This window comes from Lachnoclostridium sp. An138 (genome assembly GCF_002160765.1).
Classification (GTDB): domain Bacteria; phylum Bacillota; class Clostridia; order Lachnospirales; family Lachnospiraceae; genus Laedolimicola; species Laedolimicola faecalis.
This window is the reverse complement of record NZ_NFLF01000012.1, coordinates 59,139-76,236: the sequence shown is the minus strand read 5'-3', so window position 1 is coordinate 76,236 and position 17,098 is coordinate 59,139. Positions and strand designations below refer to the sequence as shown.

Genomic DNA, 17,098 nt, shown 5'->3' with positions numbered 1-17,098 from the left:
GAATAAAATGCGTAAATGAAATATAATTATGGACAAATACTATTACTATAATGACAAAAATAGAATTAATCTATAAAATGAATTTATAAAAATTAAAATCGTAAAAAAGATAGATTAGATCAGTAAGACGGGAAAGGAGAGAACCTTGGAAATTAGATTGAACAGCAGCGGCCTGGAGGATATTGAGGGCCTGACCGTAGAATATCCTTATGTGCTTCACCGGGTAGATCTGAGAGCGGTAAAAATTCCCTGGCACTGGCATGAAGAGGTGGAATTTATCTATGTCCGGGAAGGGAGCATGCGTCTCCAGACTGCCGGCAAAGCCTGGAGTTTCCGGAAAGGGGAAGGATTTTTTATCAATACTAATGTGCTGTGCAGCATGGACTGCGAAGAGCCATGCCTGGTAGATTCTCATCTGCTTCATAAAACCTTTCTGGGCGGTCATTTCAAAAGCATTTTTGAGACAAAATATCTGGACCCGGTGCTGAAGAACCGAAATCTGGAGATCCTGGAGCTGCGGGGAGATTCGGAGAGGCAGCAGAAGCTTCTGGCCAGGCTCCGGGAAGCAGCCCGGCTGCAGAATGAAGAGAATACGGAATTTCAGACCAGGAATCTGTTTTCGGAGATCTGGCTTCTGCTTTTGGATGAGATCGCTGTGCTGGAGTATGAAAGGCCGGCTGTGGATTCAGTGCATCAAGAGCGGCTTCAGGCTATGCTGGCCTTTATCGGACAGAATTACCAGAGGAAGCTTTCCCTGGATGAGATCGCTGCCTCAGCCCATGTGGGCAGGCGGGAATGTCTGCGCTGCTTCCGGAACTGTATGCAGAAGACGCCTTTTGAATATCTGCTGGAGTACAGGGTGGAGATGAGCAAAAAGCTGTTGAAAAATTCCAGGCTCTCTGTGATGGAAGCTGCGGCACAGGCGGGATTTTCCAGCGCGGCTTATTACGGAAAAATATTCCGACGCCTCTGCGGCATGACTCCGGGAGAGTACCGGAGACAGTCAAAAATGCGGTAAAGGAGAAAAGACAGCCCTTGCAAACGGCGGAAAAATGTGTATACTGATAATAGTTTGTATACGAGATGAGGATGAATGAAAAAATGGCGAACTATGTGAAAGAGATTGAAAAAAGAAGAACCTTTGCGATCATTTCCCACCCTGACGCGGGAAAGACGACGCTGACAGAGAAGTTCCTGCTTTACGGAGGAGCTATCAACCTGGCAGGCTCTGTAAAGGGAAAGGCCACAGCACGGCACGCGGTCTCCGACTGGATGGAGATCGAGAAGGAGAGAGGTATCTCCGTAACCTCCTCAGTGCTGCAGTTTAATTACGACAACTACTGTATTAATATTCTGGATACCCCGGGACATCAGGATTTCTCGGAGGATACCTACCGTACCCTGATGGCGGCCGATTCGGCGGTCATGGTCATCGACGGAAGCAAGGGAGTAGAGCCCCAGACCAGAAAACTGTTTAAGGTCTGCGCCATGCGCCATATTCCGATCTTTACCTTTATCAATAAGATGGACCGGGACGCCATGGATATTTTTGAGCTGCTGGATGACATTGAAAATGAGCTTGGCATCGCCACCTGCCCCATCAACTGGCCCCTGGGCTCCGGCAAGGAATTTAAAGGAGTCTACGACCGGAATGAAAAGAAAGTCCTTTTGTTTTCCGACACGGAAAAGGGAACGAAGGAGGGAGAGGAGCTGGATCTTTCCATCGACGATCCGGAGCTTGAGAAGATTCTGGTTCCGGGTCAGAAGGAGAAGCTTCTGGATGATATCGAGCTTCTGGATGGGGCATCCGCGGAGTTCGATCAGGAGCTGGTGAGCAGGGGAGAACTCTCTCCGGTGTTCTTCGGATCGGCGCTGACGAATTTCGGCGTGGAGACCTTCCTGCGCCATTTTCTGAAGATGACTACGTCTCCCCTTCCAAGACAGTCAGATACGGGCCTGATCGATCCTATGGAGGAAGAGTTTTCCGCTTTTGTGTTTAAGATTCAGGCGAATATGAACAAGGCGCACAGAGATAGAATCGCGTTTTTACGTATCTGTTCCGGAAAATTTACAGCAGGCATGGAAGTCTTCCATGTACAGGGCGGCAGGAAGCTGCGCCTGTCCCAGCCCCAGCAGATTATGGCTCAGGACCGGAAGATTGTGGAGGAAGCTTATGCCGGCGATATCATCGGTGTCTTTGATCCGGGCATCTTTTCTATCGGAGATACGTTGTGCATGCCGGGGAAAAATATCCGTTACGAAGGAATTCCCACCTTTGCGCCGGAGCATTTCGCAAGAGTGCGCCAGATAGACACCATGAAGAGAAAGCAGTTTGTGAAGGGCATCGAGCAGATCGCCCAGGAAGGCGCCATTCAGATCTTCCAGGAGTTCAATACCGGTATGGAAGAAATCATTGTGGGTGTCGTGGGAGTGCTGCAGTTTGACGTTCTGGTGTACCGTCTGAAGAACGAGTATAATGTGGAGATTAAGCTGGAGCCGCTGCCCTATGAGCATATCCGCTGGATTGAAAATGAGGATATCGATATGGATAAGCTGAAGGGCACCTCGGATATGAAGAAGATTAAGGACCTGAAAGGAAGACCGCTTCTTATCTGGGTCAATGCCTGGAGCGTGGGCATGACGGTGGAGCGGAATCCCGGCCTTGAGCTCTCGGAGTTCGGCCGTTAATGACGGGCAGTGGGAGCTGGTGACGGTTCAGCAAAGCTGAACGGCTGTTACTATTCACAGCCACCAGCCCACATGCGCACTCGTCGCCTCTTCGAGGCTCCAGTTCCGCTCCTTACGGAGCTAAGACTGCTTATGTGGGCGGGGCGACTGCTTCACAGTCCTGATTCAGACATGGAAACAGATGCTTACGTGCCAGCACGACACATCAGTTTCCCTGTCTGAATCGGCTGTGAATAGTAACAACGGTTACAGGAACTGTAATGTCTGTGGTGTTAGGGTATTCCCATTTTTCTGAAAGTATGGTAGAATGGGACAATAGAGAAAATCTGTTTTTGTTTTTGAAAGAGCAAAAATGAATCGATAATTACCGGAATAGCAGGAGGTATGGAAGATGTCAAAGGAAGAAAAAAGAGGCGTTCATATGATACATGCCGACGGACAGCTGGGAGAGGTGCAGATCGCGGATGAGGTTGTAGCCACGATTGCAGGTCTTGCGGCTACGGAGGTGGAAGGAGTGGCTTCCATGGCAGGAAATGTGACGAAGGAGCTCATCGGAAAGCTGGGCGTGAAGAATCTTTCCAAGGGTGTGAAGGTTCTGGTGACAGACAATAACGTGGATGTGGACCTGGCTTTGAATATTGATTACGGATACAGCATCATGAAGGTGTCTGAAAAAGTGCAGGATCGTGTAAAGAGCGCCATTGAGAATATGACAGGCCTGGAGGTTTCCATGGTCAATATCCGTATTATGAATGTCAATATGGATAAAGTACCCTAAGTTGACAAGAGTGTATGCCCTTATTAACCTAGGGTGAAAAGGATTGCACAAAGAAGCGCAATCCTTGCGCGCGGGCAGGCTGCAGAGCAGACCTTTCGAGACGGAAAGGGCAGGGAAGCTGATGTGGGCTTGCCCGCTTTATTCCCGCGGGCAGTTCGCCAGGCGGACGCGGCCCAGGCCGCCTTCTTGACCTTGCGCTTGCGCGTCCATTTGGTGAACGCCGCCAGGGTCAAATACCCCGATGCTTGCATCGCTTCTAGTTTGATGCCTTGTATGCTTGCATCGGGGTCTTTGACTATCTGTTATCCAGCAGGTAAGACTATAGAAAATCAGGACGGAAAGAAATGAAAAGACGAGAGTTGAGAGAACATATATTTGAGCTGCTGTTCCGGGTGGAATTTAATGAACGGGAAGAGATGCCCGAGCAGATGCGGCTGTTTTTCGAAAGCCTTCCGGAGCTTTCCGAAGGGGATCAGGCATACATGGAGAAGAAGTATGAGCGGATCATGGAAAGGCTTCCGGAGATAGACAGGCTTCTGGGAGAGGCAGCGGAGGGCTGGAAGGTATCCCGTATGGGAAAGACCGATCTGGCCATTCTGCGGCTTGCGGTCTATGAGATGGAGTTTGACGAGGATGTGCCGGTGGGCGTGGCGGTCAACGAGGCGGTAGAACTGTCGAAAAAGTTTGGCGGAGACGGATCACCGGCGTTTGTGAACGGAGTTCTCGGGAAAATCGGCAAGATGGAGAAGGCGGAGATAGAGAAAGCCGCTGAAGCAGAGGCAGAAAAAGAAGAGAAAACCGCTGAAGCGGAGATGGAGACAGAAAAGGCAGAGACAGAGGCTGCGGAATGAAAAATGTCTATACAGTGGCTCAGGTAAACGCCTACATCAAGAATATGTTCACCCAGGATTTCATGCTGAGCCGGATTTATGTGAAGGGAGAGGTATCCAACTGCAAATATCACAGTTCGGGGCATATTTATTTTTCTCTGAAGGATGAGAGCGGTACGCTTTCCTGCGTTATGTTTGCCGGGCAGAGAAAAGGGCTTTCTTTTCCTATGCGGGACGGTCAGAGAGTGATCGTGCTGGGCAGCGTCAGTGTTTACGAGAGGGCCGGGAGCTATCAGCTCTACGCGCGGGAAATCCTCCAGGATGGGACAGGCCGTCTTTACGAAGCCTATGAGAAACTGAAAGCGGAGCTGGAAGAAATGGGGATGTTTGCCCAGGAATACAAGCAGCCCATTCCTTTTTATGTCCGGAAGCTTGGAGTCGTCACGGCCCCCACAGGTGCGGCGGTGCAGGATATCAGGAACATTGCCCTGCGCAGGAATCCTTATATACAGCTGATTCTCTATCCGGCCCAGGTGCAGGGCGAGGGGGCGGCAGACAGTATTGTCCGGGGCATAGAGGCTCTGGACGCGCTGAATCTGGATGTTTTGATTGTGGGAAGAGGAGGAGGCTCCATCGAGGATCTCTGGGCATTCAATGAAGAGAAGGTGGCCAGGGCCATTTTTGAATGCCGGACGCCGGTGATTTCGGCGGTGGGTCATGAGACAGATACGACGATTGCGGATTTTGTGGCAGATCTGCGGGCTCCGACACCCTCGGCGGCGGCAGAGCTTGCGGTGGCGGATATCCGGGAAATTACCGAACGGATGGACACTTACCGGAAAAGACTTTCTCAGGCTTTTGAGTGGAGAATCGAGCAGTACAGGAGAAGACTGGCGGAGCTCCAGAAAAGGCTGGCCCAGTCCAGCCCGAGACAGCAGCTGTTTGAGCGGAGAATGCGGCAGGCGGATCTGCAGAACCGGTTTTCCCAGGCCATGAAGGATAAGCTGGCAGACCGGAAGAACCGTCTTGCGCTGCTGGCGGAACGGCTGCACGGTCTTTCGCCGCTTCTGAAGCTGCAGCAGGGATATTCCTATACGGAAGGTCAGGACGGCCGGGCGGTGACTAGGATCGATCAGGCGGCTGAAGGAGAGAAGCTGAAGATCCATGTGACGGACGGCATGTATACAGCAGTGGTGGAGAGCCGGACAAGGCTTAAGAGAGGATAGTTATGGCAGGAAAGAAAGAGAAGACGCTGGAAGAAGCGTTTGCCCAGCTGGACGAGATGCTGGAGAAGCTGTCGGATAAGGACGTGTCCCTGGAGGAATCCTTCAAGGTCTATACAGAGGGCACGAAGCTTTTGAAATACTGCAGCGATAAGCTGGATAAGGTAGAGAAAAAAATGCTTGTGATGAACGAGGAGGGCGGACTGGATGAATTTTAAGGAAGAGCTTCAGAAAAGAACCGGAGAGATCGAGGAGATTATCAAAGGGTATCTTCCGGAAGAGACGGGATTTCAGAAGACGGTGCTGGAAGCAGTCAATTACAGCGTGCTGGCCGGAGGAAAGAGGCTCCGCCCCATGCTGATGCAGGAGACCTGCCGGATGTTCGGCGGTGAAGGTGAGCTGGTAAAGCCCTTTATGGCGGCTATAGAGATGATTCACACTTACTCCCTGGTCCACGATGATCTGCCGGCTATGGACAACGATGAGTACCGGCGCGGCAAGAAGACGACCCATGCAGTCTACGGGGAAGCCATGGGAATTCTGGCCGGAGACGCTCTTTTGAACCTGGCATTCGAGACAGCTGCGGAAGCTTTTGCTATAGAGGTGAGTTCCCGCACGGCCAGAGCCATGCAGATCCTTGCCCGGAAGGCAGGCATTTACGGCATGATTGGCGGCCAGGTGGTGGATGTGGAATCAGAGGGACAGCCTCTCTCCAGGGAAAAGCTGAATTTTATCTACCGGCTGAAGACCAGCGCGCTGATTGAGGCGTCCATGATGATTGGAGCCGTGCTGGCGGGAGCTTCCGATGAGGAGCTGGCAGCTGTTGAGCGCGTGGCGGGCGACGTGGGACTGGCGTTCCAGATTCAGGACGATATCCTGGATGTGACCAGCACGCTGGAGGTGCTGGGAAAGCCCATTCACAGTGATGACAAAAACAATAAGACTACCTACGTGACGCTGGAAGGACTGGACAAGGCCAGAGCGGACGTGGAAGCAGTCTCAGAGCGGGCGCTGGAGACGCTGAGGTCATTAAATTACCGGAATGAGTTTCTGGAAGAACTGATTCGCATGCTGATCACGAGAGAAAAATAAAACAGAGGTGAAATCATGTATCTGGAGCAGATCAATCAGGTGAATGATATCAAGAAGCTGGATAAAAATGAGTGGAATGCCCTGGCACAGGAGATCCGGGAGTTCCTGATTGAGAAAATCAGTGTAACCGGCGGTCATCTGGCCTCGAATCTCGGCGTCGTGGAGCTGACCATGGCCATGCACCTGGCCTTTGATTTTCCGCAGGACAAGGTGGTGTGGGATGTGGGCCATCAGTCCTATACCCATAAGCTTCTCACCGGTCGGAAGGCCGGCTTTGACGAGCTGCGGAAATACGGGGGAATGAGCGGCTTCCCCAAGCGCAAGGAAAGCGACTGCGACTGCTTTGATACAGGACACAGTTCCACCTCCATCTCGGCGGGAATCGGACTGGTGAAGGCAAGAGATCTGCTGGGCGGAAATTACAGCGTGATTTCCGTGATTGGAGACGGAGCCCTGACTGGAGGAATGGCCTTTGAGGCGCTGAACAACGCTTCCCAGCTGAAAAGCAATTTTATCATTGTGCTGAATGATAACCAGATGTCCATTGCCGAGAACGTGGGCGGCATCTCCCAGTACCTGAACGGGCTTCGGTCCGCGGAAGGTTACAACAATTTCAAAGAAGGACTTCAGAATACGCTGGAAAAGATACCGGTTTACGGAGAAGGGCTGGTCCGTCAGCTGAAAAAGACCAAGAGCGGCCTTAAGCAGCTGGTAATTCCGGGCATGTTCTTTGAAAATATGGGTATCACCTATCTGGGGCCTGTGGACGGACACAATATGGAGCAGCTGATCCGGGCCTTTAACGACGCGAAAAAGATCCGCCACGCGGTTCTGCTTCATGTCTGTACCAAGAAGGGAAAAGGCTACGCTCCGGCAGAGCGGCATCCTTCCCGGTTTCATGGGGCGGAGCCCTTTGAGATTGAGACGGGACTTCCCAAGCATAAGAGGACAAAGGCGAATTATACGGATATTTTCTCCACGGTTATGCGCAAACTCGGCGACCGGGATGATAAAGTGGTGGCAATTACAGCCGCCATGCCGGATGGAACGGGATTGAAGCGCTTCCGGAATATGTTCCCGGACCGGTTTTTTGACGTGGGAATTGCGGAGCAGCATGCGGTGACCTTTGCGGCAGGACTGGCGGCGGGCGGGCTGAAGCCTGTGGTGGCGGTTTATTCTTCCTTCCTGCAGAGGGCCTATGATCAGATTCTCCACGATGTCTGTATTCAGAACCTGCACGTGGTCTTTGCCATTGACAGGGCTGGACTGGTGGGAAGCGATGGAGAGACTCATCAGGGAATCTTTGATCTTTCCTATCTTTCAAGTATTCCCAACATGACTGTTATGGCTCCAAAGAATAAATGGGAGCTTTCGGATATGCTGAAATTTGCCGTGGATTATGACGGTCCCATTGCGCTCCGGTATCCCAGAGGCGAGGCTTATGACGGACTGCAGGAATTCCGGGCTCCCGTGGAGTACGGCCGCAGCGAGATGATTTACGAAGAGGCGGACATCGCCCTGCTTGCTGTGGGAAGCATGGTAAAGATGGCGGAAAAGGTGCGGGATGTTCTGAAGGAGACGGGATACAGCTGCACCCTTGTCAATGTGCGCTTTGTGAAGCCCATTGACGAAGAACTGCTGGAGGATCTGGCGAAAAACCACAGGCTGGCAGTAACCATGGAAGAAAATGTGAGAAACGGCGGCTTTGGCGATCATGTGCTGGAATATGTGTCAGATCGGGAGCTTCCGCTGCAGGTGCTGAACGTGGCCCTTCCGGATGAGTATGTGGAGCACGGCAATGTGGATCTGCTTTATAAAGAAGTCGGACTTGATCCGGAACTGATTGCCAAGCGGATCATTACAGATTATATCGGTCAGATGTAAGGAGAAGAGGACATGAAGATGAGGCTGGATGTGCTTCTCGTGAACCGGGGACTGGCGGAATCGCGGGAAAAGGCCAAGGCCGTGATTATGGAAGGAAAGGTCTTTGTAAAGGGACAGAGGGAAGATAAGGCGGGTTCCATGTTTGACGAGGCAGCCCCTATAGAGATACATGGCCAGAAGCTGCGCTATGTGAGCCGGGGAGGGCTGAAGCTGGAAAAGGCGGTGGCCCATTTTGACTTGAAGCTGGAAGGAAAGATCTGTATGGACGTGGGCTCTTCTACAGGCGGCTTTACAGACTGTATGCTTCAGAACGGGGCCGCGAAGGTCTATGCTGTGGACGTGGGGACGAACCAGCTGGACTGGAAGCTCCGAAGCGATCCGAGGGTAGTCTGCATGGAGAAGACGAATATCCGCTACCTGCTTCCCGAACAGATTGAAGAGCCTCCGGCATTTGCGTCCATTGATGTGGCTTTTATCTCTCTGACCAAGGTACTGAGGCCGGTAAGGGAGCTTCTGACAGCGGATGGACAGGTGGTGGCTCTGATTAAGCCTCAGTTCGAGGCAGGCAGAGAAAAGGTGGGAAAGAAGGGCGTAGTCCGGGAAAAGAGCACGCATCTTGAGGTGATCTGCCAGGTGCTGGCTTATGCCTGGTCCATTGGTTTTGACATCCTGGCGCTGGAGTTTTCTCCCATCAAGGGGCCGGAGGGGAATATTGAGTATCTGGCCTGGCTTCAGAAGACAGAGCGGAAGGAGCTGGAGGAGATTCCTGCCTGGGAAGAGGTGAGAGCAGCCCTTCCGGAAGGAATGGACCCGGAGCAGATTGTGGAAGAGGCGCATAAGGAGCTGGCTTAGAAGAGGACGACTTGGCATGAATCGATTCTACATCATTACGAACAGTGAAAAAGATAAGGAACTGAAGACTACCGGGGAGATTTACGAGTACCTGAAGGCGAGAGGCTGCGAATGTATTGTCCGTGAGTACCAGGGAAAGGGAGAGCCCCCGGATGGCAGTCATTTCAAATACACGGATGAATCCTGGATTCCCGAAGGGACGGAATGTATTCTGGTGCTGGGCGGCGACGGCACTATGATTCAGGCGGCCAGAGATACCGTTAACCGGAAGATACCGCTTCTGGGCATCAATCTGGGCACGCTGGGTTTTCTTGCGGAGATTGAAAAGTCCGGCATTCCGGATGCGCTGGACAGCCTGCTTCTCGACAACTATACCATTGAGCCGCGGATGCTTCTGGAAGGGTGCGTCCACAGGAGAAACGGAGGTCCGGCGCAGAATATCGCGCTCAATGATATTGTGGTGAACAGGGCCGGAACTTTAAGGATTATCGATTATGAGATCAGTGTAAACGGTGAATTTCTGAACCGGTATTCCGCGGATGGAATCATTGTCTCCACGCCGACAGGCTCCACAGGCTACAGTCTGTCAGCGGGAGGTCCCATTATCTCTCCTATGGCATCCATGATTGTGGTGACGCCGGTCTGTCCGCATACACTGACGGCCAGAAGTATTGTGCTGTCGGGCGGGGACAGGGTAACGGTTCATATCGGGTCCGGCCGCAGAAATGATAAAGAGCAGGCCTTCGTCACCTTCGACGGAGATGTGCTGGTCCCGGTGGAGACAGGGGACTGTGTGGATATCCGGAGATCCGAAAAGACGGTAAATATTCTGAAAATCAGCAAAATCAGTTTTCTGGAAGTCCTGCGCAATAAGATGCGGGCAAATTAACGGCAGATCAGGTGGGAGGAAGCAGAGGATGAAGCTTGAAAGGCATGCAAAAATCATAGAGCTGATAGGGAAGTATGCCATAGAAACACAGGAGGAACTGGCAGGCAGGCTGAACGAGGCGGGATTCCGCGTGACACAGGCCACTGTTTCCCGGGATATCCGGGAACTGAAGCTTACAAAGATGACAGTGGACGGGCGGCAGCGCTATGTGATCGTTCCCGGGCCGGGAAGCCAGCTGGGAGATAAATACATCGGAATTCTGCGGGAAGGCTTTCTGTCTATGGATATGGCCCAGAATATTCTGGTGGTCAAGACAGTATCCGGTATGGCCATGGCTGTGGCTGCGGCGCTGGACGCTTTAAACTGGCAGGAAATCGCAGGCTGCATTGCCGGAGACGATACGGTATTCTGCGCGGTGCGCACGGCGGATGATGCCATGCTGGTTATGGAAAAGCTGCGCAGGGCGCTGAATGGCGGTAAGAGGAACAGTTGACTATGAAACCCGGTAAGGAGAGGATATGTTAACACATCTGCATGTGAAAAATCTGGCTCTGATTCGAGAGGTGGAGATCGATTTTACAGAAGGACTCAATATCCTGACAGGAGAAACGGGAGCGGGAAAATCCATTGTGATTGGCTCTGTGAGTCTGGCCCTCGGGGGAAAGGTATCCAGGGAAATGGTACGCCCCGGAGCGGATTACGGACTGGCGGAGCTGGTTTTTCTTGTGAACCGGGAAAAACAGAAAGAAAAGCTTCTGGAACTGGGCATTACGCCGGAAGAAGACCAGGTAATTATTTCCAGAAAAATATCGGATGGAAGAAGTATAAATAAAATCAATGGCGAGACAGTAACCTTAAGCCAGCTGAGAGAGACGGCTTCGCTTTTGATTGACGTGCACGGACAGCACGAGCATCAGTCCCTGCTTCAGAAGAAAAAGCATCTGGAAATTCTGGATGAATTTGCGAAGGAAGAGCTGGGGCCGGTGAAGGAAAAGCTGGCGGGAGCGTTTCAGAACTGGAAGAAGCTGAAGAAACAGCTTCAGGAAGCTCAGATGGACGAGGAGAGCCGGCTGCGGGAAATCTCTCTTCTGGAGTTTGAGACGGATGAAATCGGAAAAGCGGAGCTCGTTCCGGGAGAGGATGAAGAGCTGGAGCGGCGCTACCGCAGGATGACCAATGCCCGGAAGCTGATGGAAGCGGCAGGCAGCGCTTATGCCCTGACAGGCTACGAGGAAGAATCGGGAGCCGGCGCGGTCATTGGAAGAGCAGTCCGGGAGCTTCAGAGCGCAGCCTCCTTTGACGAGGAGCTTTCCGGGCTGGCGTCTCTGCTTTCAGATGTGGACGGACTTCTGAATGATTTCAACCGGGAGATGTCGGATTATCTCACTTCCCTGGAGTTTGACGAAAAGGAATTTTCAGAGACAGAGGAAAGGCTGAATCTTCTGAACTATCTGAAATCCCGGTATGGACATACGCTGGAAGAGATTCTGGCTTATCAGGAAAAGCAGGAACAGCGTCTGGCTGCCCTGCAGGATTACGACCGGTATCTTCAGGATCTGGAGGCGCAGCTTAAAAAGGCGGAAGAAGAGCTCCAGGACCTCTGCGCGGAGGCTTCCGGAATACGGCAGCGTTACGGGAAAATGCTCTGCGAAAAGATCAAAGAACATCTGATTGATCTGAATTTTCTGAACGTGGAGTTTGAAATGGCTTTTGAGGAACTGCCGGAATATACAGCGCAGGGAAAAGATTCCGCGGAATTCCTGATTTCCACCAATCCCGGCGAGCCGCTGCGGCCGCTGATGAAGATTGCCTCCGGCGGCGAGCTGTCACGGATTATGCTGGCGATTAAGACGGTTCTGGCTGACCGGGATGAGATTGACACGGTGATTTTTGACGAGATCGATGTGGGCATCAGCGGAAGGACGGCTCAGAAGGTTTCGGAAAAGATGATGCTGATCGGGCGGACCAGACAGGTCATCTGCATTACGCATCTGGCTCAGATTGCGGCCATGGCTGACAGCCACTACCGGATTGAGAAGCAGGTGGAGGAAGGAGAGACGCGGACCCAGATCCGCCGGCTCAGCGAGAAAGAAAGCATTGAGGAGCTGGCCCGAATTCTGGGTGGAGCGGAGATTACGGACGCGGTTACAAAAAATGCGGAAGAGATGCGCGCGCTGGCGCTGGAGAGAAAGCAGAGCCGGTGACAAAATGTGCTAGAGTAACAAAATCCATATTTCACATACTAAAAGAGGGTGCAAAAGCTTTTGCATCCTCCTTTTTGGTTTTGGAAAGGACATTATGGACGCAGAGGATGTGAAACAATGGATTTCAGAAAAAAATACCGCCTTTTTCTGTCGGGCATACTGATTTTGTGCCTGGCGGGCCTTGGGGTACTGAATTATATACAGATACGGGACCGCATTCCGGATTCCTATATTCAGACAGAAGGAGAAGCCAGGCCGGACCGGGTAAGTCCTCTGGTGACAGAAGAAGTAAAAGCGGATATGGCAGAGGCTTCCGCTAACGCATTCGCTTCTGACAGCTATACCATTTCCTATAAATATCTTGGGCTTTTCCCAATGAAGGAGACTCAGGTGGAGATTCGCGACCCGGTGTATGTGATACCGGGAGGGATTCCTATCGGAATCTATCTGGAGACAAAGGGAGTCCTGATTATCGATACCGGCACTGTGACCGGAATGGATGGCCTGAATTATGAGCCCGCCCTTCGGATTGTCCAGGGCGGCGATTATATCCGGGCAGTGAACGGACAGGAAATCATGGAAAAAGAAGAGCTGATAGAGGCCGTCAATGACTGCGGCGGAGAAGAGGTTGTGCTGGACCTGGAAAGGGATGGAGAGAAAATACAGGTGAAGCTGAACGCAGTGCAGACGGAGGAGAATGCATACAAGCTGGGAATCTGGGTACGGGATAATACCCAGGGAATTGGTACGCTGACTTTTTTGACAGAAGGAGGAGGCTTCGGCGCGCTGGGACACGGAATCAACGATGTGGATACAGGAACCCTTCTTCAGCCCTCTGAGGGAAAGCTTTATGACACGACCATCATCAATATACACAAGGGGGAAGCAGGAACGCCGGGAGAACTGTCGGGGCTGATTCGATACCGGGACAGCTTTATCTGCGGAACCATTGCGGAGAATACGGAAGCCGGAATCTTCGGCAGCGCCAGCAGCCGGCTCATAGACAGCCTGGGAACGGAAATGCTGCAGGCCGGTTATAAACAGGAGATTGAGCCTGGAAAGGCCTGGATCAGAAGCTCAGTGAGCGGGGAAGTAAAGGATTATCAGGTGGAGATCGTGGAAGTCCACCGCAATGAAGAGGATGTGAATAAAGGAATTGTCCTGGAAGTTACAGACCCGGAGCTGCTGGAGCTGACAGGGGGCATCGTCCAGGGGATGAGCGGAAGCCCCATCATTCAGAACGGAAAGATCGTCGGTGCGGTAACGCATGTCTTTGTCCAGGATTCCGCAAAAGGTTTTGGAATTTTCATCGAGAATATGCTGGAGCACGTAGACATTTAGGGAGAATTGTCGAAAGCTGTCCTGTGCTGTCCCAAAAAGGAGAGCGATAGGGAATTGCAGGAAAAAAGGACTTTTCGGTATAATAAACGGGTAGCGCCGGTGTGTTGAAAAGTTGAAAAATGTAATTCTGGGGAGGTAGAAATGGAAAAACTGAATGTGGCAATCGCTGACGATAATGAAAGAATTGTGGAAATGCTGAACGCGCTGATCCGTACAGAAAATGATATGGAGATTGTGGGAACAGCAGGAAATGGAGAAGACGCTGTGGAAATGATAAAGAAAAGCACTCCGGATGTGGTTCTCCTTGATTTGATTATGCCGAAGATGGATGGACTGGGGGTTCTGGAAAAGCTGAAAAACGATACATCTTTAAAGAAGATGCCGGCTTTTATCGTGCTTTCTGCCATTGGACAGGAAGCGGTGACAGAGGACGCGTTTGCTCTTGGAGCAAATTATTATATTATGAAACCATTCAACAACGAGATGCTGCTGGGAAGACTCCGGAGCATCCGGAACCGGGGAGAAAAGATACTGGCGCCGGCCCGGGAGGCTCAGGCGGAGCGGCGGCGTCCCTGTGAGGAGCGGGATTTGGAGACGGATGTCACCAATATGATTCATGAAATCGGAGTCCCGGCTCATATCAAAGGGTATCAGTATCTGAGAGATGCGATTATGATGTCGGTACAGGACATGGAAATGCTCAATTCCATCACCAAGATTCTGTATCCCACCATCGCCAAGAACCATCAGACGACGCCCAGCCGGGTGGAAAGAGCGATACGTCATGCCATCGAGGTAGCCTGGAGCCGCGGAAAGATGGATACGATTGATGAGCTTTTCGGCTATACGGTGAGCAACGGAAAAGGAAAGCCCACCAATTCGGAGTTCATCGCTCTGATTGCGGACCGGATTCGTCTGGAGTATAAGGCGAAGGTTTCCTGAAAGAATTTCACTGCAGCAGAACTGTTCAGCCATGCAGCCCGGAAAAACCGGGAGCATGGCTGAACTGGTGAGTAAAAATGTAGAATCTGCACAAATTTATCTTTAAAATACACTGCAAATGAGGTATAATAAATACAGAATTTTACCGAAACAGGGAGGAAATGCAGTGAAAAAGATTTTATTTATTGCTTCAGAAGCGGTTCCCTTTATCAAAACCGGAGGACTGGCAGACGTGGTCGGCTCTCTGCCGAAATATTTTGATAAAGAGCAGTATGATATTCGCGTTATGATTCCCAAATATCTCTGCATTAAGCAGGAGTGGCGGGACAAGATGAATTATGTGACGCATTTTTACATGAACCTGGCCTGGCGCAGCCAGTATGTCGGTGTCCTGGAAATGGAATATGACGGAGTCAAATTCTATTTCATTGACAATGAATATTATTTTGCGGGCCCCAAGCCTTATGGAAATATTTATGAGGACATAGAGAAATTTGCATTTTTCTCCAAAGCTGCCATTTCGGCTCTGCCCTCCTTGAATTTCCGTCCGGATATTATCCATTGCCATGACTGGCAGACAGGTCTTGTGCCGGTATTTCTCAATGATTCCTTCCAGAACAATCCGTTCTTCCAGGGAATCAAGACAGTTATGACCATTCACAATCTGAAATTCCAGGGAATCTGGGATATGAAGACGGTTAAGGATATCACAGGTCTTTCGGCTTCTTACTTTACACCTGACAAGCTGGAGGCTTATGGGGACGCCAATTACCTGAAAGGCGGCATCGTTTACGCGGACGCGGTGACGACGGTAAGCGATACTTATGCAGAGGAGATTAAGATGCCCTATTATGGAGAGCATCTGGACGGCCTGCTGCGCGCCCGCTCCAATTCCCTGCGCGGAATCGTGAACGGAATTGATTATGATGAATATAACCCTGAGACAGATAAGTTCCTGGTACGCAATTACAACGCCGTGAACTTCCGTAAGGAAAAAGTAAAGAATAAAGTAGCTCTTCAGGAGGAGCTGGGCCTTACTGTAGATCCGAAGAAGATGATGATCGGCATTGTATCCCGTCTGACCGATCAGAAGGGATTTGATCTGATTGCCTATGTAATGGATGAGCTTTGCCAGGATGAGATTCAGATCGTGGTTCTGGGAACGGGAGAAGAGCGCTATGAAAATATGTTCCGCCACTTCGCCTGGAAGTACCAGGGTAAAGTATCGGCCAATATTTTCTACTCCGAAGCCATGTCCCATAAGATTTACGGCTCCTGTGACGCATTTCTGATGCCTTCTCAGTTTGAGCCCTGCGGATTGAGCCAGCTGATGAGCCTCCGTTACGGTACGGTTCCGATCGTCCGCGAGACCGGAGGCCTGAAGGATACGGTTCAGCCATATAATGAGTATGAAAATACCGGAACAGGCTTCAGCTTTACGAACTACAATGCCCATGAAATGATGAATACAGTGCGCTATGCGGAGCGTATCTATTATGACAGAAAGCGCGAGTGGAATAAGATTGTAGACCGCGCCATGGCAGCTGACTTCTCCTGGAATAATTCAGCGAAGAAGTATGCGGAGATGTACGACTGGCTGGCAGGCTGACGGATGGATACTGCTGCGTGAAAATGCCACTGGAGCATTTGCCGGGGAAGCCGGCTGAAAAATAATATCTTTCCTTTCGGATTTGTCCGGAAGGCGTATAAAATCCTTCTTTTCCAGGATACTAAAAGTGTAAACCGGAAAAGGAGGATTTTTTATGACACCACAATTATCGGAACTGGACGTGCAGAATCTCCGCCACCTGCTCGGAGGCTATGACACCAGCTGCTGTAAAATGACTGAGTACGCAAATCAGGCTTCAGATCAGCAGATCAAACAGTTTTTTCTGAAAGCAGCTCAGTCTGCAAAGGAAAACAAGCAGCAGCTCATGCACTTTTTAGGTTAGGAGGTCGTGAAGATGGATGAAAAGACCATGGTATCGGACGCGCTGACAGGAATCAATGGCGAACTGAAAATGTTTGGAGACATGATCCCTCAGACAGAGAACCCGGCTCTGAAGCAGACGCTTAAGGAGATCCGCAACAAGTGTGAGATGTCTCAGGAAGAGCTTTACCAGATTGCCCGGGCAAAGCAGTATTATGTTCCGGCTGCCCAGGCAACGGCAGAGGAGATAGCCCATGTAAAGGCATTGTTTACGGAAGGAACGCTGTAAGGAGCGCAGCGTCAGGTTCCGCTGGGGTCTGTGCCGGAAAAGCCTGCAGGTAAAACGCAGAGGGCCGGCGCATCTGTGATTTGAATCATGCGATTTGGATCATGCGGATGCGCCGGTCCTTTTTGCGTGTGCAAAAAGTGTATTGTTGACGGCTGT

The 17,098-nt window shown here is 51.2% G+C and carries 17 protein-coding genes; all 17 read left to right on the top strand.

The genetic code is table 11. The annotated features are described in order from the left end of the window. Positions 1-145 precede the first annotated feature (145 nt). Positions 146-1,018, top strand: coding sequence for an AraC family transcriptional regulator (locus B5E82_RS11160; protein WP_087307628.1), 873 nt, complete (start codon positions 146-148; stop codon positions 1,016-1,018). Between the two features lie 83 nt (positions 1,019-1,101). Further along, on the top strand, positions 1,102-2,688 hold the full coding sequence (locus B5E82_RS11155) for a peptide chain release factor 3 (RefSeq protein WP_087307667.1): 1,587 nt from the start codon (positions 1,102-1,104) through the stop codon (positions 2,686-2,688). A 391-nt stretch (positions 2,689-3,079) separates the two neighbouring features. Then, complete coding sequence (locus B5E82_RS11150; RefSeq protein WP_087307627.1) at positions 3,080-3,466, top strand: Asp23/Gls24 family envelope stress response protein; 387 nt, start codon at positions 3,080-3,082, stop codon at positions 3,464-3,466. Between the two features lie 344 nt (positions 3,467-3,810). After that, complete coding sequence (gene nusB / locus B5E82_RS11140) at positions 3,811-4,317, top strand: transcription antitermination factor NusB (protein WP_087307625.1); 507 nt, start codon at positions 3,811-3,813, stop codon at positions 4,315-4,317. Continuing rightward, positions 4,314-5,522 (top strand): exodeoxyribonuclease VII large subunit, encoded by a 1,209-nt coding sequence (xseA, locus tag B5E82_RS11135; protein WP_087307624.1) that lies wholly within the window; start codon positions 4,314-4,316, stop codon positions 5,520-5,522. Before nusB ends, xseA begins: the two co-directional genes overlap by 4 nt. Before the next feature lie 2 nt (positions 5,523-5,524). Continuing rightward, a complete protein-coding gene (xseB, locus tag B5E82_RS11130) occupies positions 5,525-5,737 on the top strand; it encodes an exodeoxyribonuclease VII small subunit (RefSeq protein WP_087307623.1) in 213 nt (70 codons plus the stop codon). Beyond that, positions 5,727-6,611 carry a polyprenyl synthetase family protein gene (locus B5E82_RS11125; protein WP_087307622.1) on the top strand — a complete coding sequence of 295 codons (885 nt, stop codon included), beginning with the start codon at positions 5,727-5,729 and terminating at the stop codon, positions 6,609-6,611. The genes xseB and B5E82_RS11125 overlap by 11 nt, the downstream gene beginning before the upstream one ends. Before the next feature lie 15 nt (positions 6,612-6,626). Beyond that, positions 6,627-8,495, top strand: a complete 1,869-nt coding sequence (dxs, locus tag B5E82_RS11120) for a 1-deoxy-D-xylulose-5-phosphate synthase (protein WP_087307621.1) — start codon at positions 6,627-6,629, stop codon at positions 8,493-8,495. Between the two features lie 12 nt (positions 8,496-8,507). Further along, positions 8,508-9,347, top strand: coding sequence for a TlyA family RNA methyltransferase (locus tag B5E82_RS11115; RefSeq protein WP_087307620.1), 840 nt, complete (start codon positions 8,508-8,510; stop codon positions 9,345-9,347). 16 nt (positions 9,348-9,363) lie between these two features. Continuing rightward, on the top strand, positions 9,364-10,236 hold the full coding sequence (locus B5E82_RS11110) for an NAD(+)/NADH kinase (protein ID WP_087307619.1): 873 nt from the start codon (positions 9,364-9,366) through the stop codon (positions 10,234-10,236). A gap of 28 nt (positions 10,237-10,264) precedes the next feature. Continuing rightward, a complete protein-coding gene (locus tag B5E82_RS11105; protein ID WP_087307618.1) occupies positions 10,265-10,729 on the top strand; it encodes an arginine repressor in 465 nt (154 codons plus the stop codon). Between the two features lie 25 nt (positions 10,730-10,754). Beyond that, positions 10,755-12,440: a DNA repair protein RecN gene (recN, locus tag B5E82_RS11100; protein ID WP_087307617.1), complete on the top strand. Its 1,686-nt coding sequence runs from the start codon at positions 10,755-10,757 to the stop codon at positions 12,438-12,440. A gap of 117 nt (positions 12,441-12,557) precedes the next feature. After that, on the top strand, positions 12,558-13,781 hold the full coding sequence (gene spoIVB, locus B5E82_RS11095) for a SpoIVB peptidase (RefSeq protein WP_087307616.1): 1,224 nt from the start codon (positions 12,558-12,560) through the stop codon (positions 13,779-13,781). 141 nt (positions 13,782-13,922) lie between these two features. Further along, the gene (spo0A, locus tag B5E82_RS11090) at positions 13,923-14,723 is read left to right on the top strand and encodes a sporulation transcription factor Spo0A (RefSeq protein WP_087307615.1); all 801 of its coding nucleotides are present in this window, start codon (positions 13,923-13,925) and stop codon (positions 14,721-14,723) included. Between the two features lie 166 nt (positions 14,724-14,889). Continuing rightward, positions 14,890-16,332: a glycogen synthase GlgA gene (gene glgA, locus B5E82_RS11085; RefSeq protein ID WP_087307614.1), complete on the top strand. Its 1,443-nt coding sequence runs from the start codon at positions 14,890-14,892 to the stop codon at positions 16,330-16,332. 154 nt (positions 16,333-16,486) lie between these two features. Next, positions 16,487-16,675: a hypothetical protein gene (locus B5E82_RS11080; RefSeq protein ID WP_087307613.1), complete on the top strand. Its 189-nt coding sequence runs from the start codon at positions 16,487-16,489 to the stop codon at positions 16,673-16,675. A gap of 12 nt (positions 16,676-16,687) precedes the next feature. Beyond that, positions 16,688-16,942, top strand: coding sequence for a spore coat protein (locus B5E82_RS11075; RefSeq protein WP_087307612.1), 255 nt, complete (start codon positions 16,688-16,690; stop codon positions 16,940-16,942). Positions 16,943-17,098 lie beyond the last annotated feature (156 nt).